The organism is Bradyrhizobium sp. JR3.5 (genome assembly GCF_054057015.1).
Window position 1 is genome coordinate 2,906,160 of sequence record NZ_JBSRYV010000002.1, and the last position, 21,657, is coordinate 2,927,816.

The 21,657-nt window shown below is 61.9% G+C and carries 21 protein-coding genes; 6 read left to right on the plus strand and 15 right to left on the minus strand.

The annotated features are described in order from the left end of the window. The first annotated feature begins 41 nt into the window (after window positions 1-41). Both ACVWW1_RS30870 and ACVWW1_RS30875 read left to right on the plus strand, forming a co-directional pair. A complete protein-coding gene (locus ACVWW1_RS30870; RefSeq protein WP_456658480.1) occupies window positions 42-272 on the plus strand; it encodes a hypothetical protein in 231 nt (76 codons plus the stop codon). Next, a complete protein-coding gene (locus ACVWW1_RS30875) occupies window positions 266-559 on the plus strand; it encodes a hypothetical protein (protein ID WP_456658481.1) in 294 nt (97 codons plus the stop codon). The genes ACVWW1_RS30870 and ACVWW1_RS30875 overlap by 7 nt, the downstream gene beginning before the upstream one ends. A 189-nt stretch (window positions 560-748) precedes the next feature. Here ACVWW1_RS30875 and ACVWW1_RS30880 read toward each other — a convergent pair whose 3' ends face one another. The 10 genes from ACVWW1_RS30880 to ggt all read right to left on the minus strand — a co-directional run bounded on the left by ACVWW1_RS30880 (window position 749) and on the right by ggt (window position 10,540). Further along, window positions 749-1,543: a hypothetical protein gene (locus ACVWW1_RS30880; protein WP_456658482.1), complete on the minus strand. Its 795-nt coding sequence runs from the start codon at window positions 1,541-1,543 to the stop codon at window positions 749-751. Window positions 1,544-1,697: 154 nt separating this feature from the next. Beyond that, window positions 1,698-2,612, minus strand: coding sequence for a hypothetical protein (locus ACVWW1_RS30885; RefSeq protein ID WP_456658483.1), 915 nt, complete (start codon window positions 2,610-2,612; stop codon window positions 1,698-1,700). A 4-nt stretch (window positions 2,613-2,616) separates the two neighbouring features. Continuing rightward, window positions 2,617-3,270 (minus strand): hypothetical protein, encoded by a 654-nt coding sequence (locus tag ACVWW1_RS30890; RefSeq protein WP_456658484.1) that lies wholly within the window; start codon window positions 3,268-3,270, stop codon window positions 2,617-2,619. A 43-nt stretch (window positions 3,271-3,313) separates the two neighbouring features. Continuing rightward, entirely contained in the window at window positions 3,314-3,973 is a 660-nt protein-coding gene (locus ACVWW1_RS30895) for a hypothetical protein (protein WP_456658485.1), read from the minus strand. Between the two features lie 46 nt (window positions 3,974-4,019). Continuing rightward, window positions 4,020-4,586: a hypothetical protein gene (locus ACVWW1_RS30900; RefSeq protein WP_456658486.1), complete on the minus strand. Its 567-nt coding sequence runs from the start codon at window positions 4,584-4,586 to the stop codon at window positions 4,020-4,022. 142 nt (window positions 4,587-4,728) lie between these two features. Further along, the gene (locus ACVWW1_RS30905) at window positions 4,729-5,547 is read right to left on the minus strand and encodes a hypothetical protein (RefSeq protein ID WP_456658487.1); all 819 of its coding nucleotides are present in this window, start codon (window positions 5,545-5,547) and stop codon (window positions 4,729-4,731) included. Between the two features lie 18 nt (window positions 5,548-5,565). Continuing rightward, a complete protein-coding gene (locus tag ACVWW1_RS30910; protein WP_456658488.1) occupies window positions 5,566-6,576 on the minus strand; it encodes a hypothetical protein in 1,011 nt (336 codons plus the stop codon). Between the two features lie 123 nt (window positions 6,577-6,699). Further along, window positions 6,700-6,987 carry a hypothetical protein gene (locus ACVWW1_RS30915; RefSeq protein ID WP_456658489.1) on the minus strand — a complete coding sequence of 96 codons (288 nt, stop codon included), beginning with the start codon at window positions 6,985-6,987 and terminating at the stop codon, window positions 6,700-6,702. A gap of 341 nt (window positions 6,988-7,328) precedes the next feature. Further along, window positions 7,329-8,627, minus strand: coding sequence for an MFS transporter (locus ACVWW1_RS30920; RefSeq protein ID WP_456658490.1), 1,299 nt, complete (start codon window positions 8,625-8,627; stop codon window positions 7,329-7,331). A 173-nt stretch (window positions 8,628-8,800) separates the two neighbouring features. Next, window positions 8,801-10,540 (minus strand): gamma-glutamyltransferase, encoded by a 1,740-nt coding sequence (gene ggt, locus ACVWW1_RS30925; protein WP_456658491.1) that lies wholly within the window; start codon window positions 10,538-10,540, stop codon window positions 8,801-8,803. Between the two features lie 126 nt (window positions 10,541-10,666). Here ggt and ACVWW1_RS30930 point away from each other — a divergent pair, with 126 nt between their 5' ends. Beyond that, the gene (locus ACVWW1_RS30930) at window positions 10,667-12,046 is read left to right on the plus strand and encodes an MFS transporter (RefSeq protein WP_456658492.1); all 1,380 of its coding nucleotides are present in this window, start codon (window positions 10,667-10,669) and stop codon (window positions 12,044-12,046) included. Window positions 12,047-12,093: 47 nt separating this feature from the next. On the opposite strand, the gene purH is transcribed toward ACVWW1_RS30930, so the two are convergent. The 3 genes from purH to ACVWW1_RS30945 all read right to left on the minus strand — a co-directional run bounded on the left by purH (window position 12,094) and on the right by ACVWW1_RS30945 (window position 17,161). Beyond that, window positions 12,094-13,686 carry a bifunctional phosphoribosylaminoimidazolecarboxamide formyltransferase/IMP cyclohydrolase gene (purH, locus tag ACVWW1_RS30935; RefSeq protein ID WP_456658493.1) on the minus strand — a complete coding sequence of 531 codons (1,593 nt, stop codon included), beginning with the start codon at window positions 13,684-13,686 and terminating at the stop codon, window positions 12,094-12,096. A 239-nt stretch (window positions 13,687-13,925) separates the two neighbouring features. Further along, window positions 13,926-15,677 carry a heparinase II/III family protein gene (locus tag ACVWW1_RS30940; protein WP_456658494.1) on the minus strand — a complete coding sequence of 584 codons (1,752 nt, stop codon included), beginning with the start codon at window positions 15,675-15,677 and terminating at the stop codon, window positions 13,926-13,928. A gap of 137 nt (window positions 15,678-15,814) precedes the next feature. After that, window positions 15,815-17,161 carry an RsmB/NOP family class I SAM-dependent RNA methyltransferase gene (locus ACVWW1_RS30945; RefSeq protein ID WP_456658495.1) on the minus strand — a complete coding sequence of 449 codons (1,347 nt, stop codon included), beginning with the start codon at window positions 17,159-17,161 and terminating at the stop codon, window positions 15,815-15,817. Here ACVWW1_RS30945 and ACVWW1_RS30950 point away from each other — a divergent pair. The 3 genes from ACVWW1_RS30950 to ACVWW1_RS30960 are packed head-to-tail and all read left to right on the plus strand — an operon-like array spanning window position 17,160 to window position 18,223. Beyond that, entirely contained in the window at window positions 17,160-17,348 is a 189-nt protein-coding gene (locus tag ACVWW1_RS30950; protein WP_456658496.1) for a hypothetical protein, read from the plus strand. The genes ACVWW1_RS30945 and ACVWW1_RS30950 overlap by 2 nt on opposite strands. Next, a complete protein-coding gene (locus ACVWW1_RS30955; protein ID WP_456658497.1) occupies window positions 17,341-17,574 on the plus strand; it encodes a DUF1674 domain-containing protein in 234 nt (77 codons plus the stop codon). The genes ACVWW1_RS30950 and ACVWW1_RS30955 overlap by 8 nt, the downstream gene beginning before the upstream one ends. Before the next feature lie 40 nt (window positions 17,575-17,614). After that, window positions 17,615-18,223, plus strand: coding sequence for a thermonuclease family protein (locus tag ACVWW1_RS30960; RefSeq protein WP_456658498.1), 609 nt, complete (start codon window positions 17,615-17,617; stop codon window positions 18,221-18,223). A gap of 328 nt (window positions 18,224-18,551) precedes the next feature. On the opposite strand, the gene ACVWW1_RS30965 is transcribed toward ACVWW1_RS30960, so the two are convergent. Together ACVWW1_RS30965 and acs are read right to left on the minus strand one after the other, a co-directional pair. After that, entirely contained in the window at window positions 18,552-19,067 is a 516-nt protein-coding gene (locus tag ACVWW1_RS30965) for a L,D-transpeptidase (RefSeq protein ID WP_097677248.1), read from the minus strand. Window positions 19,068-19,488: 421 nt separating this feature from the next. Next, window positions 19,489-21,435, minus strand: coding sequence for an acetate--CoA ligase (gene acs, locus ACVWW1_RS30970; protein ID WP_456658499.1), 1,947 nt, complete (start codon window positions 21,433-21,435; stop codon window positions 19,489-19,491). Window positions 21,436-21,657: the final 222 nt, after the last annotated feature.

Genomic DNA, 21,657 nt, shown 5'->3' on the forward strand with positions numbered 1-21,657 from the left:
TTTCGTTCTTATGATGGCTCGTCGCCGAGCTAGAGCCAACCATGCCCACACTCGAATTTGTCCGTTCGGAGATCGAGCGCCTGCGCGTGCAGGTCAGCCGCCAGCGCAATGAAATCCTTCAGCTCAAGAGAGCGGGTATCCCGACCAGTTCAGCCGAAGCTCTGCTGCAACGGATGCTCGACAAGATCGATGTCCTCTGTGCTGACCGGGACCGGATGAGGGCCGCATTGCCGAAACCGAAGGGCAAGGTTCTCGGAGGCCGGAAATGGTGAGAGAGCGCCCGCAATGGTTCGATGATTGGGAAAATCCGCCGCCGTTTGTCAGAGCGCTAAACGAAGTTCGTGAGCTTTCCGCCCGTGAAGGTTGGTGCTATCAACATGTTCAGGCCATCCAGGTTGCCATCGATCAGTATGCCGAAGCGGCTCTCGGCAACCGCGAATTCTTTTTGAGTCGGCCTTACAGTATTGGGCTGACTAGGAAGCAAGATGCCCCTAGAGGAAGCAACGTCCGTCTCACGTGTGAAGAGATCGTGGATCGCCCCTTCGCCCAGCCAAAGTAAATGGTTCGCCCGTTAGGCAGTTTGTTCCTGACCAATTGGCTGTCTGTCGCGGTCAGATCGAAGAGGTCGAGAAACGCCGCGTAAGCATCGAACCATGGTCAGCTTTGACTTGGCACTAACAACCGTGTCAAGCGGCCTGTGTATTTGACTGGACACGGTGCGGGACAAGCCGGTGCCAAAATTGCTCACTCATGGAGAGTTCGAGGGAATATCGCTGAAGCGCTTCATAGACGCACGCAGGTCTGCGATCTCTGCCCTGATCCGCTCAAACGGTGCGTCCGATCTAATCTCCTTCGCGGAGCCCCCATATCGAGCCGCCTTGCGTATGTGGGAGAGTTCGTTGAACAGTTCGACGAACCGCGCGTCTACGTTCCCCAGCTTGCGCCAATGGTTGATCGTGCTGTGAATACTTCCGTGACTTTCAAGCTTCTTCTCGGGGATCATCATCAGCCGCGCACTGGCGAGCAATTCAGTCGCGCTGAACAAGCAATCGACGTAAGGCGCAGCATATCCACCCTCGATTGAAAGTTCAGCAACGGCGACGAATTGCTCGGCTCGGCTAACGATGTCTGCGGCCTTTATTTTGTTGCGCCGGAAGTCGAAGAATACAGCCCAGTTCCGTCCGTATTCGATCAACGTGAAGTGGCCGCAGTCAGCGTCGGCCAACTCAAGCTCGAAGCCGACAGGTTCGGCGATGTCAGCAACAGATACAGGTTGGCCGGCCTTGACGGGCCGAGCCGCCTTAAACTCCATCGCCCCGTGCACTTCTCCATTGAAGCGGACTTGTGGTTCGAGCCCGTCCGAAAACAGCACTTGAGCCCTAGCTAGCTTAAACGGCAGCTGAAGCGTACCGTTATCGACCCGTCGCCGCAGTTCCGGCCAGAACCAAAGTTCGAAGGCGTGGTTCCCTGTTACTTCGAAACCAGGAGCTTCGCCCTCGTTTGCTTCGAAGGGCGATATCGCATCCATATCCTTGATTAGCAAAGCGAAGCTCCCTGTTGAACCAATCGCGTCAGCGCAGCGAAGACGAGTAGCAGATGTCTGCAACTGGCGGACCGCGTGGGCCTAACCGTTGACGATGCGGACGGCGTCTACCGGCTTGGCTGGCGGTGATGCCGGAGAGATCGCACTCAGCGTTCTACTTGGTCTGTTTGCTTGACCTGAACCAAGCCCATACCCGTTGCCCTCGCGTAAGGCGAGGCTGAAAGCCACGGAGCCAATCGCCGTAGTCGTCGTCCTTAGGCATCAACCCCAACTTCTCGGGGTACGACCAATCCGTCTTATCTATCTTGGGTACTCTCAGGCGGTAGAACCATGAATGCTTCCATCTGAGCTTGTTTGCGTAGTCGGCCAAATCGTTGGCCAACACTTTTGCATAAAAGATACAAAAATCAGTCTGCAATGTAATGCCTGCGATGTTGGATGGAAAGCGTTCGTCGATCACGCCATTGGCCGTCTTCAGGCCAAGGAAGAATTCCAACCTCTCTTGATCATTCCATTTTGCAGTTCGGCGATCCTCTATCATCTCGTTTCGAGCGTTGATTGAAATGGCAAGGCCATCAATTGATCCAACCAGAGTAACCAATGCGGCGAGCGCACGGCCTCTAGCCAACGTTTTTTCGAAGATCATTCTCTCCAACGCCACATGTGGCGTTGCGGGGAGAGTTAGAGACCGCATATCCGCAATAAACTGGAACGGTGAAAGTTGCGTTCCAGCCTTGCGCATCGCTTTGTGGTTTGCATACGAAGTTCTTATGCGCTCGAAATCTTCGTTGAGTGGCACAATATGTTGCCGCTTGAGCGCCAGAATAACGTTGGCCGTGGCCACAGCTAACTCGTGCGCGGCATTTAGGGCATTCAACTCAGCAACGACGGTCCTTTTGTTATGCGCGCGGCTAGCAGCGACGGCACCAGCGAACGCACCGAATGCCGCAGTGAAAAACGTTCCCCAACCATTTTGAGGCGTATAGTTGCGCAGGAACTCAGAAAGAATTGACATCGTCCCACCCGAGATGGCTTTCGCCGCTCGCCCGGCCACCACCTTGGCGGCCATCAACCTATCGCGTAAGCCGTTTGCTCACTATCTCCACTAGTCGGTCATTTGCCGCGCTGTTCCTTGCGAGATAACCTCTCTGCACGTTCACAACAGGCGCGAACAACGTGCCGCGATATTTCCTACCCGTCTCCAATCCCCAAGAAGTCGCCGCGCGCATGCAGATGACGACGATCTCACCGCTTTCGGCTCGCGGAAACAATACGGTTTGTGCCCAGTTCAAAGATGCTCGGCTTGACGGCAGAGACATCAGCGCGCGCCAATCCTTCACTCGCGGAGAGTGGTATGCGCCGATGTTGAGCACAGCAATTCTTTGACGAATATCGTCGTAGTCGCCAAAACGCTTAGTAATGCTCCTAAGCCACTTACTTCCGTCGCCCACCGAGCGAAAAGGCTCCCGTCCTTTCCAGCGACGCATGTAGTAGTCTTTACCCTCGTTGGTCTTGGCGTCCGTGAGGTCAAGCTTGCTGCTCAATCCCGGTGACGCGAATAGCAAAACTACCTTTGCTGTCTTCAAGGGTCCGCCAAATGCCGCTGGCAGGCACCGCAGATCGAAACCGTGCTTCTGAGCATTGAGACGACTGAAAACCAGCTCGTCATCGGGATGAACGTGAGCGCCTCGCTCAATTCGCGACCAAAATTTGAAAATGTCGGTCATGATCGCTTCATCGGTTTACCCCGCCTCCACGTTTCGCTTCTGGTCAGCTCCCGTCCATCCGGTCTTGTATCCCACCCGGTGGCAACAAATCCAAAGTACGCAGAACTGCGCGACCGAGCGAGGTCAGCTCGGTGAATTCTCGTCCCGGCCGTCTTCCTGGGTGAACTCTAAGCAAATCTAATCGATGCAACCGATTGTGGGCCCATTCGAACAGCGCTGAACGTTCCCTAACATCGGGTGGAGAACTCATCGCTGGGGGTGGCGGTCGGACTTCTTGCAAACGGGACTGAACATGGTCAGACCCATATGCCTCCAATATGAGTATCTCCTGGTCATCTAGATCGCTCAATATTTTGAGAATTCGCCGCTTGCCGAGCTTTGACTCATCGTCGTCTGCTATACCTTTGGCGACGACCTTGGCAATGTAGCGCTTTCTGTCTTCCGTAAACGCGCGAACTGCTTGATAAGCACCGTCTTCGATTAGCTCGATATTTTCGGGCTTCTTCAGCTGGTCAAGCGAACACTTGACCGCGACCAGCTCGTCCGACAGGCGCTGAAAAAATCCTTCAAGGCGCTCAATTCGCTGGTCGGCAACCAAAGCAGTCACCATTGTTTGCAGCGCCTTCCCGATTGGCATTGTCGAAAGAACAGAGCTGGTTATTGTCCCGGCGTCATTCGGTCCATCGTTGGGCTCTTCGGACATCACATCGGAACCTTAACTATGAAGATGCGGACAGATTGCGCATGGTCTAGCCCGCGATCCCAATGTTGCCAAAGGTCAGCTTCGTCGCTTTCACATGTACTTGGACGACTGCGACCATGTCGAATTTATTGCTGGAAGGGCGAAGCAATCGGTCAGTTTCGACGGCCAGTTTGGTGACGAGAGCATCATCCTGAAGCAAGCAAAAAATAGGCTCAGACGCCGCTATCGTCTGAAATTCTCTGGCTTGTGCGTGAGGCGGTACAGACAAGGCGTCCAGAAACGTTTTCAGTCGGTTGTCTATGTCTCCGCCCTCACTAATCAGTTGGCCCGGAGCTTGCTGTCGTAAGAACGTAATGTACAGCTCGCAGTGCATGTCATTTCGCTTGGAGACAAGCGGTGCAAAGACGCGGTCACCACGCCTCTCCAGCGTCGCGTATCCGCCATCGCCTTCTTCTGGCTCTTTGAGCCACTTTTTCCCTTCGCTTGCCAGCGGTTCGAACTTCCATAGCTCTGCAATTTGTGGAGCGAGCCCAAGCCGGATTTCATGGATTTGCTTGAGTGTGCTTTGCGGACGCGGCGGAATGTCGCCTTCGAAGACTATCGTGAATTTCATAAATCCCTATCGCTCCCCCGGCCACCACTTCGATGGCGAACCGCCTGTCGAAATCTTCGTGGACCATAACGCTACTAGATGGGCTTGCTTGTAATGGATAACAGACGCGCACTATTCGCCGATTCGATGCCTTCATCCTGTCTTAGGCGAGCACTTGCCGCAAGCGCATGACTTGGCGCGCGAACGGCACAAACAGTTGCAGAAAGACGTAAACCTGTTCGCGCTCCGGATTTGCTGCCGTTGGGTGACCCGCTTCGTTCCTCGCAATTCGAAGCACTGACTGTATCATTGCAAAATTCGTATTCAAATCTTCCGTGGCTTCTTTCGGAAGCGCGTTCGCAAGCGGACTAAGGGCCGCTTGAAACTTGTCAATTTTCCGCCGAATGAAGAGCGGCTTGGACGCCGCCGCGAAGTTGGCGGCATATTTGCCGTTTGAAGCGACGTCGACTAGCCGAAGAAATTCAGCTTCCGCCGCGACGCCGAGCATCACGCAACTAGAAAGGAGGCATCCCGCGTAGAACGTCGCTACGGCCTCTTCCAAATATTCTTGGGCCTCACGAGAAAGGTCTGGTACCTCGCGCATTAGTAGTTGCAGGAAAGAGTTTGTGTCATGGAAACGGTACGGAGACTGCTGTGTGAGAGCTTTTTGGCCGTAGTGACTTAGCCGGAAGAACGGCCATGCAGGATTGGAGTTGTTCAGGCCAAGAGTGATAAATCCCTGTCGGAATAAATCCCAAAATATATCGCGCACTAGCTCGAGTTGGTGAGGTCCCAATGCCTGCCGATATGCTTGAGTGTCCCGATTGTGCCCCGCCCGTCGAGCGATGACCATTGCAACGTCTTGGGTTAGGATGTCCCATTGGCTAGGTTCAAAGTCCACCTGCTCCTTCCCAATCAAGATGTCGACAACAATCTCTCTTAGCTCCTCGTAACCGTACTGTCGTTGAGTCGACGTCGACATGACGATTTCTCCGTGTGCTCAGGGGCGCGTGGGCGTATTCCAGAAACCGAAGCGTTCCATCAATAGCCTTCGTGCCAGCAGCTGCACGTTGTATGCATCGCAGACGGTTAGGCTCGCACTTGTTTTTGTGAAACGATGCGTGGTGGTGGTGCTGCGAAGCCAACTCGCATAGGCTAAGGCGTCGACAATCGAGACCTCCCGGTCCCGGACCAGGCCGTAAGCCCACTTCGCCTTGTCGATAAAAGGAATTTGCCGCGAACGCTCGATACGAGTCTTGGGGCCTCTAACAGTCCATACAAACGGGTCATCAATATCGATTGTGGCCTTCCGAAGTCGCTGTTTAAGTTCGTTGAGTACAACAGGATTCCACGAGCCGTCCTTGAGCCTAGACGGGTTCTCTCGGCTGGCGCGCAGCTCAAGCTGCATCTCTTCGATAGCCGAGTACGCCAGCGTGACCGCATTGGCGATGTGCACGTGAGCAAGCGGTTCTTTCTGCACTCTGAACTCGTGCGGCGAGTAGCGCGGGTGCATATCCATATGATGTGCGCCCGCCGAGCGGTAGCTGTAAGCGAGCTTGTGCATGGCATAGGACAGGGAGGCCCTGCTTACGAGCGCCGCAAACCGGCACGCTGCGGTGATCCCGCTTGTTGAGAAGAACGATGGCGTATCTTGCTTCGCTCCACTGAGACGAATTTGAATGTCCTCCATCGGGTCGAAGTACCCCATCGCACTGCCGTGCAAAACGTCGATTGCCGAACACAGGAGAGTGACGGCTTGACGAGCGCGTTGTGTAGTTGTCGCGCGTATCATGATCTCCATGTCGAAGAAGACAGGATGCCCGTCGCCATAGTAGGCTTGTGACGGCGCATGACCGCGCTCCAACCGGATACGCTCGTTTTCGGCATGCAGTTCTTCGCCAGTACCCCGAAAGACGCCGTTTGCCTTTTCGTACTGCCATGCTGGCGCTACCGCCTTGAAGGCCGTGCCGGGGTAGTCCGCTGAGAAAATGGTTGAGTGATAGAGGGGCATTTATTGGCCCGGTCTGGTGGGCAATGTTTTTGTATCGCTACTGTCCGTGCGGATGGCCGACAACGCTGCGCCAGGCAGCGCTGGCAGGGATCAATCCTTATCTCTGCGAATGCTCTGCTCTCACTATTTCGGCTTCTCGTACAGGTCGATATCGTTGATCGCGTCTTGGATGAGATCGCGCAGGGCGATCAACGTGTCGCGTGCGCGCAGTGCTGAACGGCCAGCCATGTACGGACCGGCAGGCGGCAAATCACCTGCCATCGTCGCTGCAATGCTGCCACCGGTTTGACCAGTACTGATCTCGGCAATGCGTCCACCGTTCACCCCGAAATAGGCGGCGATGTCGTGCTGTCGATCTCCGCGAAACAGCATTCCCTTTACGGTCGCGATCTCTCCTTCACTCAGTGCCATTGGCCCTCTCTCTATTGCGAATCGGGAATGCTCACGCTGGCACAATGCAGGGTGGTAAATCGAAACGGGCTGGCTTCTTTCCCAGCTATTCACAGGCTGCCGCAGGGACCGGAGGGCATCTCCGAGCTGCGCGCCGGGAAAAGGCTCGGCAATGGCAGCCCTGCTGGCTTGGATTGATGCCCGCAGAGTTCAGAAGCTCTTCGGGACACTGCAAGGACACCGCACTCGGAAATACATAGCAAGTAATTGATTATACGTTATAAAAACCGTTCGCGCAGGGCGCGTGCCTCTCCCACAAGGGGAGAGGCAAAACTGAGCAAGCTGAGGGGTCGCGCTCAATGTTACCCACCCGCATGCAGCACGCGGCCGCGCGTTTCCGGCAGCGCGTAGGCGGCGATGAAGAACACGGCGTAGGCCGCCACCGCGAAGATCGCGATCGCGTTAGCCAGCGTGGTCGTGGTCGAGAGCGCGCCGACCAGGAACGGAAACAGTGCGCCGACGCCGCGGCCGAAATTGTAGCAGAAGCCCTGGCCGGAGCCGCGCAGCCGGGTCGGGTAGAGCTCGGTCAGGAACGCGCCCATGCCGGAGAAATAGCCTGAGGCAAAGAAGCCGAGCGGGAAGCCCAGCACCCACAGCACCTCGTTGGACAGCGGCAATTGGGTATAGAGCAGCACGATCGCGATGGCGCCGAGCGAGAAGATCAGGAACAGATTGCGCCGGCCGATCCGGTCGGCAAGCCAGGCGCCGACCAGATACCCGATGAAGGAGCCGATGATCAGCGTCGCGAGATAGCCGGTCGAGCCGACCACCGAGAGCTTGCGCTCGGTGGTGAGGAAGCGCGGCACCCAGAAGGTGACGGCGTAATAGCCGCCCTGCATGCCGGTGCCGACCAGCGAGGCCAGCAGCGTGGTCTTCAGGATCGGCCCCTGGAAAATCTCCCACAATGCGGCGGGCCCGCTGCCGGATGCCTGCTGCTGCGCCATCGTCGCGGCGGAGATCTCCGGCTCGGTGACATAGCGGCGCAGGTAGAACACCAGCAGCGCCGGCAGCGCGCCGATCACGAACATCCAGCGCCAGGCGTTCTCTGGCGGCAGGATCGAGAACAGGATCGCCTGCGCCAGCACCGCAAGGCCCCAGCCGATCGCCCAGCCCGATTGCACCGAGCCGACCGCGCGGCCGCGATATTGCGGCCGGATCGCTTCGCCGATCAGCACCGCGCCGGCCGCCCATTCGCCGCCGAAGCCCAGGCCGAGCAGCGCGCGGGCGATCAGGAGCTGGTCGAAATTCTGCACCACGGCGCAGACCAGCGAGAAGAACGAGAACCAGATGATGGTGAGCTGCAGCGTCTTGACCCGCCCGATCCGGTCGGAGAGATAGCCGCCGAGCCAGCCGCCGACGGCGGAAGCCAGCAGCGTCACGGTGCCGGCGAGGCCGGCAGTGCCGGCATCGACCTTCCACAGCGTGATGATGGTGCCGATCACCAGCGGATAGATCATGAAATCCATGCCGTCGAGCGTCCAGCCCGAGGCGCAAGCCCAGAACGTGCGCCGCTCCGGCAGGTTCATGTCGCGATAGAAGGCGAGGAGACTGGTGTCCTCGATCTCTGCGACTTCGATCGTTTTGGATTCGGCCATGCTCATGCGCGTTCCCCGGAGAAATCTTTCACCGGCTGTTTGCGATCCGCGGCCGGAGTTGCGCGGACCGCCAATCTATCGCGATGTTGCAGGCCGGGCAAAGCCGCGTTTGCCCATCTAGGTCTTTAGTTTGAGCATGATCTTTTCGAAAACCGCTTCGCACTTTTCCGGATCAAGCTCTAGTATCCGGCCGCCTCCGAGCCGCGTGTCCGTGGATCGGGCGCACCGAGCAGACCGCTGGTCGTGACGACGATCGAGTTCGCGGAGGAGTAGCCGAGCGGCTCGACCGGTTTGTGGCCCTTGGCGCGCAGCTCGGCGAGCACCTCGTCGGGAAAGCCGCGCTCGATCCGGACCTCGTCGGGCAGCCATTGATGATGTATGCGGGGCGCGGCGACCGCGGCCGCGATGTCCATCTTGTAGTCGATGACGTCGACGATGATCTGCGTCACCGCGGAGATGATGCGGCTGCCGCCCGGCGATCCCGTCACCAGCACGGGCTTGCCGTCCTTCAGCACGATAGTCGGCGACATCGACGACAACGGGCGCTTGCCGGGCCCCGGCAGATTGGCCTCGAAGCCGACCAGGCCGAAAGCGTTGGAGGCGCCGGGCGCGGCGGTGAAATCGTCGAGCTCATTGTTGAGCAGCACGCCGGTGCCGTCGGCGACGAGGCCGACGCCGTAGGGGAAGTTCAGCGTGTAGGTGTTGCTGACGGCGTTGCCGCTGGCGTCGACGACCGAATAATGCGTGGTGTTGTCGCCCTCGTGGGGCTGCTTGGCGTTGCGCACATCGGTCCAGGGCGTCGCGCGGGCAAGGTCGATGGTCGCGCGCTGCCTCGCGGCATAATCCTTGTCGATCAGCAGCTGGGTCGGCGCGTCGACGAAGGCGGGGTCGCCGAGATAGCGAGCGCGATCGGCATAGGCCCGCTTCATCGCCTCGATCATGACATGCAGCGAGGCGGCCGAGCCCTGCTTCATGTCTGACATCGGAAAGCCTTCGAGGATGTTGAGGATCTCCAGCAGCACGACGCCGCCGGAGGACGGCTGCGGCATCGAGACGATGTCGAAGCCGCGATAGGTACCGCGGATCGGCGTACGGATCACCGGCTGATAGGCTCTCAGATCCGCGAGCGTAAAGATGCCGCCGGCATTCCTGATCCCGCTGACAAGCTTTTCGGCGACCGCGCCCTCGTAGAAGCCACGCGGTCCCTGCTCGGCAATTGCCGTCAGTACGCCAGCGAGATCGCCCTGGATCAGGCGGTCGCCCTCATGCAGCGGCGTGCCGTCGGCATGCGAGAACGTCTTGGCCGAGTTCGGCCAGCGCGACATGCGGCGATACATGTCCGACAGCGTGTCCGACGTATCGTCGGTGACGATGAAGCCGTCGCGGGCCAGATCGATCGCGGGCTTGACGATCTGCGCCAGCGTGAACTTGCCGGAGCCGTATTTCTCCAGCGCCAGCGCAAGGCCCGCGACCGTGCCGGGAACGCCAATCGCGAGCGCGGAGTTGCGGGACTTGTCCGGCTCCGGCTTGCCGTCGGCGTTCAGGAACATGTCGCGCGACGCGGCCTGCGGCGCAGTTTCGCGATAATCGATTGCGACATCTTCGTTGCGGCCGGCGAGATGGATCACCATGAAACCGCCGCCGCCGATATTGCCGGCGCGCGGATAGGTCACCGCCATCGCAAAGCCGGTCGCGACCGCGGCGTCGACGGCGTTGCCACCTTGCCGCAGGATGTCGGTGCCAACCCGCGCCGCCAGCTTCTCCTGCGCCACCACCATGCCGTTTTCGGCGCGAATGCTTTGAATCGTATTGGTGGCTGAGGGCTCGTAAGCGCGCCGCTGCACCTGACCGAGGGCGGGTGTCGCGATGCCGATCAAGAGCAGAGCGGCAAACAGCCGTCGCGACATCGTTGGCGCCATCGAAATGTCCTGCCCTGTTCATCGCCGTATCAGCAAAATCGGCCCATGCTATATGGGAACGGATTGAAGCGGCGAAAGCCTGCCTGCGGTTCGAGTTGGGGAATATCTTTCGCGATGACGGCAACAATGCAGACGGGCACTGAACATGCGAAGGCCTGCACCAACGTCTATCCTGGCCGCGCAGCCGTCGTCAGCTGGATCTTCTTCGACTGGGCCGCACAGCCCTATTTCACGCTGATCACGACCTTCGTGTTCGCGCCATATTTCGCGAGCTTCGTTGCGCCCGATGCCGCGAGCGGGCAGGCGCTGTGGGGCTTTGCCACCGCAGCCGCGGGACTGGCGATCGCGCTGCTGTCGCCGGTGCTGGGTGCGATCGCCGATGCCAGTGGCCGGCGCAAGCCGTGGATCGCTGTTTTCGGCGCGCTGCTGGTGATCGGCTCGAGCGCGATGTGGATCGGCAAGCCCGGCAATCCCGACATCATCCCCGCGCTGCTGCTGGCCTATGCGATCGCGAGCATCGGCGTCGAGTTCGCGACCGTGTTCAACAATGCGATGATGCCTACGCTGGTGCCGCCGGACCGGATCGGGCGGCTCTCCGGCACCGGCTGGGCTACCGGCTATGTCGGCGGCATCCTGAGCCTCGTGCTGGTGCTCGGCTTCCTCGCCGCCAATGCCGAGACGGGCCGCACGCTGTTCGGCTTCACGCCGCTGTTCGGTCTCGATCCGGTCATGCATGAAGGCGACCGCATCACCGGGCCGCTGACCGGGCTGTGGTTCATCATCTTCGTGACGCCGATGTTCCTGTTCACGCCGGACTATCCGGCGAAGCGCCCGATGCGCGCGGCGCTCGGCGAAGGCCTGCGCGAGCTCAGGGAATCACTGGTGAGCCTGCCGAAGCAGAAATCGCTGCCGCGGTTCCTGCTGGCCAACATGATCTACACCGACGGGCTGGTCTCGCTGTTTGCGTTCGGCGGCATCTATGCCGCCGGCACGTTCGGCTGGGACACGATCCGGATCGGCACCTTCGGCATCATGCTGGCAGTGGCGGGGACGTTCGGTGGCTGGCTCGGCGGCAAGCTCGATGATGCGTTCGGGCCGAAACGCTTGATCACCGGCAGTCTTGTGATCCTGCTGTTTGCGATCGTCGTGATCCTCACGGTGAACAAGGATTCCATCCTGTTCATCCCGGTCGCGCCGCCGGTGCCGGGCGGTCCGCTGTTCGCGGGCGCCGCCGAGCGCGCCTATATCGTGCTGGGCTGTCTGATCGGCGCCACCGGCGCGCCGTTGCAGGCGGCGTCGCGCTCGCTCCTGATCCGCCTCGCGCCGAAGGATCGCATCGCGCAGTATTTCGGCTTGTTCGCGCTGACCGGGAAGGTGACGTCGTTCATCGGCCCGCTCTTGATCGGCGCGATCACGGCAGCGACCGCGAGCCAGAAATACGGCATGGCGGTGCTGGTGGGGTTCTTCGTGGTGGGGCTGGCGCTGTTGGCGAAGGTGCGCGGATAACTCGCCGCGGTCGTCCCGGCTTTCGCCGGGACGACCGTGCTGAGAGTTTAGTGCCTAAAATGCCGCACGCCGGTGAACACCATGGCGATGCCGTGCTCGTCGGCGGCCTTGATCACCTCGTCGTCGCGCATCGAGCCGCCGGGCTGGATCACCGCCGTCGCGCCGGCCTCGATGCAGGCGAGCATGCCGTCGGCGAACGGGAAGAACGCGTCGGAGGCGACCACCGACCCCTTGGTCAGGGGTTCTGCGAGCTTCAGCTCGGCTGCCGCATCGAGCGCCTTGCGCGCGGCGATGCGTGCGGAATCGACCCGGCTCATCTGGCCGGCGCCGATGCCGACGGTGGCGAGATCCTTGGCATAGATGATGGTGTTCGACTTGACGTGCTTGGCGACACGGAAGGCGAATTTGAGATCGCGCAGCTCGGCATCGGTCGGCGCGCGCTTGGTCGCAACCTTCAAATTCATGTCCTCGACGACCGCATTGTCGCGGCTCTGCACCAAGAGGCCGCCGGCAACGGTCTTGGCGGTGAGCCCGATCGCGCGCGCGTTCGGCAGCCCGCCTGCAAGCAGCAGGCGCAGGTTGCGCCGGCCTGCGATGATCGAGATCGCCTCTTCGGTCGCATCGGGCGCGATGATCACTTCGGTGAAGATGCCGATGATGGCGCGCGCAGCATCAGCATCGAGCTTGCGGTTGACCGCGATGATGCCGCCATAGGCCGAGGTGGAGTCGCAGGCGAGCGCGCGGGCATAGGCGGTCGCAAGATCCGGACCCTCGGCGACGCCGCAGGGGTTGGCATGCTTGACGATCACGCAGGCCGCGGTGCGCTGCGGATCGAACTCGCCGACGCACTCATAGGCCGCGTCGGTGTCGTTGATATTGTTGTAGGACAGTTCCTTGCCCTGCAGCTGGCGTGCGGTCGCAACGCCCGGCCGCTTCTCCGGCGTGGCATAGAATGCCGCGGTCTGGTGCGGGTTCTCGCCATAGCGCAGCGACTGGATCAGCTTGCCGCCGAAGGCGCGGAAGTCCGGCGCCTTGGTGTCGAGCTCCTTCGCAAACCAGTTCGAGATCGCAGCATCATAGGCCGCGGTGCGCGCATAGGCCTTGGCGGCGAGCCGCCGGCGCAGGCCGAGCGAAGTCGCGCCCTTGTGCGCGGCGAGCTCGTCGAGAACAGCTTGATAGTCGTTCGCCTCGACCACCACGGCGACGTCGTCATGGTTCTTCGCCGCGGCGCGAATCATCGCGGGGCCGCCGATGTCGATATTCTCGATGCACTCCTCGAAGCCGGCGCCTTTGTCGACGGTGGCCTCGAACGGATAGAGGTTGACCACCAAGAGGTCGATCGGCGCGATGCCGTGCGAGGCCATCGCCGCGGCATGTTCCTTGTTGTCGCGGATCGCGAGCAGGCCGCCATGCACCTTCGGATGCAGTGTCTTGACCCGGCCGTCCATCATCTCCGGGAAACCGGTGAGCTCGGAGACGTCCTTGACCTTGAGCCCGGCCGCCGCGATCGCCTTGGCGGTGCCCCCGGTCGAGACCAGCTCGACACCATGGTCGGAAAGCGCCTTGGCGAAATCGATCAGTCCGGTCTTGTCGGAAACGGACAACAGTGCGCGGGTCACGCGGCGAAGCTGTTCGGTCATCTGGGAAATCCCTGGCTGTTAAGGCAGCCGGGTAGCATGGTTTTGTGCCATACGAAACCGGTCCGTGGGACCGAATCCCCGCAAATTGACGATGATTCGGTATTCGTTCCCCGTCATCCTGAGGAGCCGCGAAGCGGCGTCTCGAAGGATCGACGGCCACCAGCCGGGCCGTGCATCCTTCGAGGCTCGCTCCGCTCGCACCTCAGGATGACGGTCCAGCCATGGACATTCAGCTCAGATTACAGCGGCAGTTCCGGCTCGCGGCGGGCGTTGCGGCGGGCGTTGGTGGCGGTGGCCGAGGTCGAGGAGCGCACGAAGCTCCAGCGGATGGTGGCGGCCTGCCTTGCGTTCTGCCGGATCACGATCTGGGAGGCGCGGCGCGGGCCGTCATTGCCGGCCAGGAACACGCTATCCTCGAGGTCGACCTTGTCGTCCATCGCCTCGAAGGTCCAGACGTCGCGGTTGGGCAGCACCAGCATGACGCCGCGGGCGTCCGACAGGCGGCTCGCCTTCACCGAGGGGTGCAAATGGAAGCGCAGCGCGAAATCGGCCTCGCTGCCCTTGATGCGGCCGCCGGGTGCCGGCGACAGCGAGTCCTCGCCCTCCATCCGGGTGCCGTCCTGGGCGATCATCAGCACGCGGCGGTGGATCACGCCGAAACGGGAGAGATAGCCGTCATGCGAGGCAGTGAGCACGTCGCCGTCGGGGATGGCTTCGCGGTAGCTCTCGACATTGCCGGGCCCGCTGGTGACCGGCGCGCCGCGCAACAGCCGTTTCATCGCCGACAGCTCGACGAACTGGCACGACGAGGTGTCGCGATAGGTCAGCGTCGAATGCGCCGCGGTGGAGCGCGCGAACGGCCGCCAATTGTCTCGCCCGGTGTTCGGCATGCCGCAATTGACGACGATGCGGCTGACCCCGGAGGACAGCTCGAACGACAGGCAGCCGGCATGCGCATCCTGGCTGACGCTGGCCGGCGGCGGCGGACCGGTATCGATGATCAGGGTCATGTTGCCGGCATCGAGGCGCTGGAAGCCGGTGTGCGGCATGCTCGCCATCGGCACGCCGCGGGTGTCGTCATAGGCGAGCAGCGTCGCGACGAGATCGGAGGGCGCGGTGCTCATGCCGTTGAACAGCGCGAAGCTGCCGTCGCCGTGCCGGAAGAAGCGCAGCATCGGCATCATGCGGTCGATGGCGTTGAGCAGCGCCGGCGGCGGCGCGATATTCCGTGCTGCAAAGGTCTGCCGCAGCGGCAAGAGATCGCTGAGCAGCTCGACCAGCGCACCGGGATTGCGCGAGATATGGCCGCCATCGGGCAGGATCTGGCGCTGCAATTCGTCCGACAGCCTGCGCGTGGCCGATTTGATATTGCGCGCCTGGTTGGCGAGGCAGAGCGAGGCATAGCACAGCGCGATCAGCACCTGCAGGCGCGGAACGCCGTCATTGTCGAGCGTCGAATGGCGCAGATAGCGGATCTCGCGCGCCAGCCCGCGCAGATATTTGCGGTAGAATTTTCCGTCGGTGTCGCCGAGCACCAATGGCGCCTGCGACAACAGCGAGATCACGCGCCGCGCGCGCACGTCGGCGCGCCGCTCCAGCGGCCGCTTGCGGGCCTGGTTGGAAATCCAGTCGTCGACCAGCGAGCGGGCATTGGCGCGGGTCAGCGCGGTGTCGGCGGCGCGCAGATGGCGCAGCCAGCCGAAGCCGAGCAGGGCGGCTTCCCAATCCTCCGACGGCGGCTCGAGATCGAAGATCGAGCGGCCGTGGCAGGTGACGATCTTGCCGGCGAACACGAATCGCCCGGCATAGATCTCGGCCGCGCGGGTGGCGTCGGCGGTCCGCAGGTCGTGCGGGGCGATGATCAGCCGGTCGGTGCGGCCGGGCCAGAGCCGCGACAGCGCCACCGTGCTCCCGCTGGCGCGTGCGAGCATGCTGCGGGCAAACCGGCCAGCAATCAGCGTCGAGATGCGTCTGCTTTGAGCGACCGACACGCCTAACCTTGCGGGGAGGGAATTTTCAACGAATCCTTATTTAATCCGGAAACGCGCCCAAGACACCTTCTTGATAAACAAGACACCCTCTTGATACCGCACGAATCACTTCGAGCTTAGAAGACTGAAGTTTAAAATCAGGATTTAACCAGCCGGGCGGCGTAAAAGCCGTCCAGCCCGCCCAGCCGCGGGTCGGCGTTGGGCAAATGGCTGGGCAGGGTGCGCAAATCGCCGTCGGCGGTGATGATGTCGTCGAGGCCGGCGACCTCGCTTGTCTCGACCGGCGCACGGCGCAGGCCTGATTCGCTCGCCAGCAGCGCGGCAATCGCGTGCTCGCCTTCCTCCGGCTCAAGCGAGCAGGTGCAGTAGACCAGGGTGCCGCCCGGCTTCAGCAGGTTGACGGCCTTATGCAGCAGCCGCTTCTGCAGGGCCGTCAGCGCGGCGATGTCGCCTTCCTGGCGCAGCCAGGCGACGTCGGGATGGCGGCGGATGGTTCCCGTCGAGGTGCAGGGCGCATCGACCAGGATAGCATCGAAGCTCGCGGCCTCCGCGGGCCATTCGGCGGCGTCGGCGACGACCGTCTCGGCTTGCAGCGCCAGCCGTGTGAGATTGTCGCGCAGCCGCGCGACCCGCGCCGGCGAGCGGTCGACCGCGGTGACCTGTGCGCCGGCCAGCGCGAGCTGGGCCGTCTTGCCACCGGGTGCAGCGCAGAGATCAGCGACCCGCTTGTCCTTGATGTCGCCGAACAGCCGCACCGGAAGCGCGGCGGCAGCGTCCTGCACCCACCATTGGCCTTCGGCAAAGCCCGGCAGCATGGTCACGGAACCCTGCAGCAGCGTGCGCACGGTTCCCGTCGGCAATATCTCGCCATGCAGGCGGCTCGCCCATTGCGGCGCGTCGGACTTCACCGTGAGATCGAGCGACGGCTCGTGGCCGAGCGCCAGCGCCATGTCGCGCGCGGTGGCTTCACCGTAATGCGCATTCCAGCGCGCCAGCATCCATTGCGGCAGATCCAGCGTCTGCGGGCTGATCTCGTCGATCAGGCCCTGGCCCTCGCGCGCGCAGCGGCGCAGCACGGCGTTGACCAGCCCGGCATATTTCGCCGCGCGGCGGTCGGACTGCACCAGCCGCACCGACAGATCGACCGCGGCATGGTCAGGCACGTCCATCCAGAGGATCTGCGCGGCGCCGATCAGGAGCGCGCTCTGCGCGCGCGGCGCATCGGTCGGGACGCCGCGGTCGAGCAGGCGCGACAGCAGATGGCCGAGCGTGCCGAGCTTGCGCAGGATGGTCGACACCAGGCGGCGCATCAATGCGCGGTCGCGATCGGCCAGCGATTTCAGGCCGGGATGCGCGCCGGCGCCGTCGAGCTGATCGTCGAGCGTGCGGTGCTTGTGCAGCACGCCGTCAAGGATGTCGGCCGCGATACGGCGCGCCGCGAGACCGGGGACTTCGGCAGGAACTGCAAATCTTGAAGGAGGCATGGAGCGGAAATATCTCGAAGATGCTGAGTTACATTCGGCTCATGCCATCAACTCGAAAACACCACTGGCATGCGAATATGCCAAATGTAAGAATCGTCTTGCGGGATTTCTTGTGATGCCGTCACTGAGCCAACACCAAGATAACTCGCAGGCAGAAAGTTTTGCCAAGAAGGCCCGCTATGTCTGAGAAATCGCCATCGCCATCGCCATTGCCGCCGGAACCCGCGCCGCGCAAGCCGCTGACGCCGGCCGCGCAGCGCGCGCTCGCCGAGGCTGCGGCGCGGCGCAAGGCTGCCGAGGAGGCCGCTGTGAAGGAGGCGGCCGCGCGGCCGAAGGAATTCCAGGGCCCGAAGGGACCGGAACCGACGCGTTACGGTGATTGGGAGACCAAGGGCATCGCCTCGGATTTTTGAGCGTCTTGCCTGACGATCCGACTCAGACCAGTCTGGGAATATGTCCCCATACGAGAGAATAAATCCTTATCGTGGGACGGGACGTCCGCCCTTTCGCCGCTCACCCTGGGGCCGCCGCGTCTCGGCAGCGTTGCCGTGGGTGTTCGTTCTCGGCATTGCCGTCGGCAGCATGCTGCCGATCCGCCGATGGGCGCCTCAATGGATACCCTTGCCGTCGCACTGGTCGTTGAGCCGGTCGCGCGATGCCGAAATGATCTGGCAGCGGGCCGGCGCGCCCGACGCTCGCCATTCTGTCGATGTCATCAGGACGATCGATGGCGACACGTTCGAGGCGCGGGTGCATCTCGCGCCGGGACCCGATCTGTACACGCGGGTCCGGCTGCGCGGCATCGATGCGCCGGAGCTGAAGGCGTCGTGCGCGCGCGAACTGCAAATGGCGCAAGCAGCCACGGTGGCGCTGCGCGATCTGCTCGGCCAGGGCGATGTCGCGATCTACAATATCGGGCCCGACAAGTATCAGGGTCGCGTCGTCGCCGACGTCGCGACGAAGAAGACCGACAACGTATCGTCGGCGCTGCTCGCGGCCGGGCATGCCCGCGCCTACAATGGCGGCCATCGCTTCGGCTGGTGCGGAAATTTTGCCCGCTAAAGCATGATGAAATCAGGTTGAGCTGGAACGGCGTCGAAAGTTCACCTCTCCCTTTGGGAGAGGTCGATTTGCACAGCAAATCGGGTGAGGGGTTACGGTCTAGCGAGAGAGCAAGAGCTCACCCGGATTGCACCGGACGATGCTCCGCATCGCCGGGAGCAATCCGACCTCTCCCCGACGGGGAGAGGTGAACCGAAAGCGCGGCAAGCCGATTCAACCAAATTCATCCCGCTCTGGGCGATAGCGTCATCGCTGCGACGGCACAGGACAGACAAATAAAAAGCCGCGCAGTGGCGCGGCTTTTCTTTCGGCGAATCGCTGTGTGCGATCAGCGAGTGACGACCACCGTCGTGCCGACCGAGACGCGCGAATAGAGATCAGTGATGTCGGGATTCAGCATGCGGATGCAGCCGTAGGAGACGAAGCCGCCGACCGAGCCCGGCACGTTGGTGCCGTGGATCGCGTATTCGCCGCCGGCCAGCGTCATCGCGGCGACGCCCATCGGGTTCGCCGGCGAACCGCCTGCGATCACGTTCGGGATGCTCGGCTTGTCGCGCTTGACCTCGGCGGGCGGCGACCAGGCCGGGTTGCGGTACTTGCCGTCGATCCGGGTCGTGCCGGCCCACTGCTTGCCCGACTTGCCGACGCCGACCGGATAACGCATCGCGTGACCGGAATCGAGAATGAGGTAGAGCCGCCGTTCGTTGGTCTTCACCACGATGGTGCCCGGCTCATAATTGTCGGCGTGTATTCCGACCATTTCCGGCCGCGCTTCGGCCGTCTGCGACATCACAACAACAGCACCAAGGGTGGCAGCCAGCGCCACCGCAAACTTCATCGACATCAACCTCTCCACTTCCCAACAGCTCCTGTGAGGGAGCCAAAAACGAAGGTGCAGAGCCCTGAAAAACCGGGCCCGCCGGTCTCGCGCACATAATATTAACCGCGTGTCTTAACCGGCTGGTTTCACACCGGCCGCGAGACACGTCCTGATGGCGGTGAGAAAAGGAAAAGTTCGGATTAAAGTAAATGACCTGAAAACAACACTTGGCCACAAACACGCCGCAATGGCGCCTCGCCTCTGACAATCCCGTAAAATGGTCAATCCGGGAGCATCTTCGAGCCAGGCCTGTTCCGCACGCGATGTAGGGCGGCCGCCGGTTCGCGGGGAGAAAGCGCGTCAAGACAACAAAAGAGAAAGGCCGCGGCGATGATCGCGCGGCCTTCCCTTGATTTTGCTGATATTGCCGCCGCCGGATTAGGGCCTACGCGTCCTTCTTGTTCTGCCGGTTCTGCACGAGGTCATCGACCACGGCGGGATCGGCCAAGGTCGAGGTGTCGCCGAGGCTCGACGGCTCATCCTCGGCGATCTTGCGCAGGATGCGGCGCATGATCTTGCCGGAGCGGGTTTTGGGCAGGCCGGGCGCGAATTGAATGAGGTCCGGCGAGGCGATCGGGCCGATATCCTTGCGGACCCAGGCGACCAGCTCCTTGCGCAAGGCCTCGGTCGGCTCGGCGCCCTTCATCAGCGTGACATAGGCGTAGATGCCCTGGCCCTTGATGTCGTGCGGGTAGCCCACCACGGCGGCTTCCGACACCGCTTCATGCGCGACCAGCGAGCTCTCGACCTCGGCGGTGCCCATGCGGTGGCCGGAGACGTTGATGACGTCGTCGACGCGGCCGGTGATCCAGTAATAGCCGTCGGCATCGCGCCGGCAGCCGTCGCCGGTGAAGTACTTGTTCTTGTAGGTCGAGAAATAGGTCTGCTCGAACCGCGCATGGTCACCATAGACCGTGCGCATCTGGCCCGGCCATGATTTAGCCAGGCAGAGATTGCCCGAGGTCTCGCCGTCCAGCGTCTTGCCCTCGGCATCGACGATTTCAGGCACTACGCCGAAGAACGGCCGCGTCGCCGATCCCGGCTTCAGCTTGGTCGCGCCGGGCAGCGGCGTGATCAGGATGCCGCCGGTCTCGGTCTGCCACCAGGTGTCGACGATCGGGCAGCGGTCTTCGCCGACCACGCGGTAGTACCACTCCCAGGCTTCGGGATTGATCGGCTCGCCGACCGAGCCGAGCAGGCGCAGCGATTTGCGCGAGGTCTTCTTCACCGGCCCGTCGCCGCCCTGCATCAGCGCGCGGATCGCGGTCGGCGCGGTGTAGAAGATGTTGACCTTGTGCTTGTCGACCACGTTCCAGAAGCGCGAATTGTCCGGGTAGTTCGGCACGCCCTCGAACATCAGCGTGGTCGCGCCGTTACAGAGCGGCCCATAGAGGATGTAGCTGTGGCCGGTGACCCAGCCGACGTCGGCGGTGCACCAGTAGACGTCGCCGTCGTGATAGTCGAACACGTATTGATGCGTCATCGACGCGAACACGAGATAGCCGCCGGAGGTGTGCAGCACGCCCTTCGGCGTGCCGGTCGACCCCGAGGTGTAGAGGATGAACAGCGGGTCTTCGGCATGCATGTGCTCGGCCGGGCATTCCGTCGTCACCATCGCGGCGGCCTCGTGATACCAGAGGTCGCGCGTCGGGTTCATGTCGATCGCACCACCGGTGCGCTTCACCACCACGACCCAATCGACGCCGCCGGTTTTGGCGATCGCGGCATCGACATTGGCCTTCAGCGGCACCTTCTTGCCGCCGCGCAGGCCTTCATCGGCGGTGATGACCAGCTTCGAGTCGCAGTCCTTGATGCGCTGGGCGAGGCTGTCCGGCGAGAAGCCGCCGAACACCACCGAGTGGATCGCGCCGATCCGCGCGCAGGCCAGCATGGCGTAGGCCGCTTCCGGAATCATCGGCAGATAGATCGTGACGCGATCGCCCTTCTTGACGTTCCGCGTGCGCAGGATGTTGGCCATTTTGCAGACTTCGTCGTGCAGCTGGCGGTAGGTGATGTGCTTGGATTCAGAGGGATCGTCGCCCTCCCAGATGATCGCGGTCTGGTCGCCGCGCTTCTCGAGATGGCGGTCGATGCAATTCCAGGCGACGTTCAGCACGCCATCCTCGAACCATTTGATCGAGATGTTGCCGGGCGCGAAGGAGACGTTCTCGACCTTGGTGAAGGGCTTGATCCAGTCGATCCGCTTGCCGTGCTCGCCCCAGAAGCCGTTCGGGTCCTTGACCGAATGCGCGTACATCTCGCGATATTTGGCGTCGTTGACATAAGCGCGCTTGGCCCAGTCGGCCGACACGTCATAAACCTTCTCGGACATCATTTTCCTCCACTCATTGCCGATCGCACACAACGCGCCGACAAGCCGTCTTGATCATTGCCGCGATTATGCGTTGCCACATTCCGGCCGGGCAAGGAAAAAGGCTGTCACTTTCGTCGCGTGGAAGCCGCCGGACATCCCATAGGCTTCCGCATCTGATTGGGCGGTTTACCGCGCTTCGTTGATGAGAGAAACCTATGCTCTATCGCCTGCTCCGGGTCA

Coding starts and splice junctions, on each gene's coding strand:
- ACVWW1_RS30960 (WP_456658498.1), top strand. CDS start 17,615: ATGTCCCCATACGAGAGAATAAATCCTTATCGTGGGACGGGACGTCCG.
- ACVWW1_RS30955 (WP_456658497.1), top strand. CDS start 17,341: ATGTCTGAGAAATCGCCATCGCCATCGCCATTGCCGCCGGAACCCGCG.
- ACVWW1_RS30905 (WP_456658487.1), bottom strand. CDS start 5,547: ATGTCGACGTCGACTCAACGACAGTACGGTTACGAGGAGCTAAGAGAG.
- purH (WP_456658493.1), bottom strand. CDS start 13,686: ATGACCGAACAGCTTCGCCGCGTGACCCGCGCACTGTTGTCCGTTTCC.
- ACVWW1_RS30950 (WP_456658496.1), top strand. CDS start 17,160: ATGGAGCGGAAATATCTCGAAGATGCTGAGTTACATTCGGCTCATGCC.
- ACVWW1_RS30915 (WP_456658489.1), bottom strand. CDS start 6,987: ATGGCACTGAGTGAAGGAGAGATCGCGACCGTAAAGGGAATGCTGTTT.
- acs (WP_456658499.1), bottom strand. CDS start 21,435: ATGTCCGAGAAGGTTTATGACGTGTCGGCCGACTGGGCCAAGCGCGCT.
- ACVWW1_RS30870 (WP_456658480.1), top strand. CDS start 42: ATGCCCACACTCGAATTTGTCCGTTCGGAGATCGAGCGCCTGCGCGTG.
- ACVWW1_RS30930 (WP_456658492.1), top strand. CDS start 10,667: ATGCAGACGGGCACTGAACATGCGAAGGCCTGCACCAACGTCTATCCT.
- ACVWW1_RS30965 (WP_097677248.1), bottom strand. CDS start 19,067: ATGTCGATGAAGTTTGCGGTGGCGCTGGCTGCCACCCTTGGTGCTGTT.
- ACVWW1_RS30945 (WP_456658495.1), bottom strand. CDS start 17,161: ATGCCTCCTTCAAGATTTGCAGTTCCTGCCGAAGTCCCCGGTCTCGCG.
- ACVWW1_RS30895 (WP_456658485.1), bottom strand. CDS start 3,973: ATGTCCGAAGAGCCCAACGATGGACCGAATGACGCCGGGACAATAACC.
- ACVWW1_RS30890 (WP_456658484.1), bottom strand. CDS start 3,270: ATGACCGACATTTTCAAATTTTGGTCGCGAATTGAGCGAGGCGCTCAC.
- ggt (WP_456658491.1), bottom strand. CDS start 10,540: ATGGCGCCAACGATGTCGCGACGGCTGTTTGCCGCTCTGCTCTTGATC.
- ACVWW1_RS30910 (WP_456658488.1), bottom strand. CDS start 6,576: ATGCCCCTCTATCACTCAACCATTTTCTCAGCGGACTACCCCGGCACG.
- ACVWW1_RS30920 (WP_456658490.1), bottom strand. CDS start 8,627: ATGAGCATGGCCGAATCCAAAACGATCGAAGTCGCAGAGATCGAGGAC.
- ACVWW1_RS30885 (WP_456658483.1), bottom strand. CDS start 2,612: ATGGCCGCCAAGGTGGTGGCCGGGCGAGCGGCGAAAGCCATCTCGGGT.
- ACVWW1_RS30900 (WP_456658486.1), bottom strand. CDS start 4,586: ATGAAATTCACGATAGTCTTCGAAGGCGACATTCCGCCGCGTCCGCAA.
- ACVWW1_RS30875 (WP_456658481.1), top strand. CDS start 266: ATGGTGAGAGAGCGCCCGCAATGGTTCGATGATTGGGAAAATCCGCCG.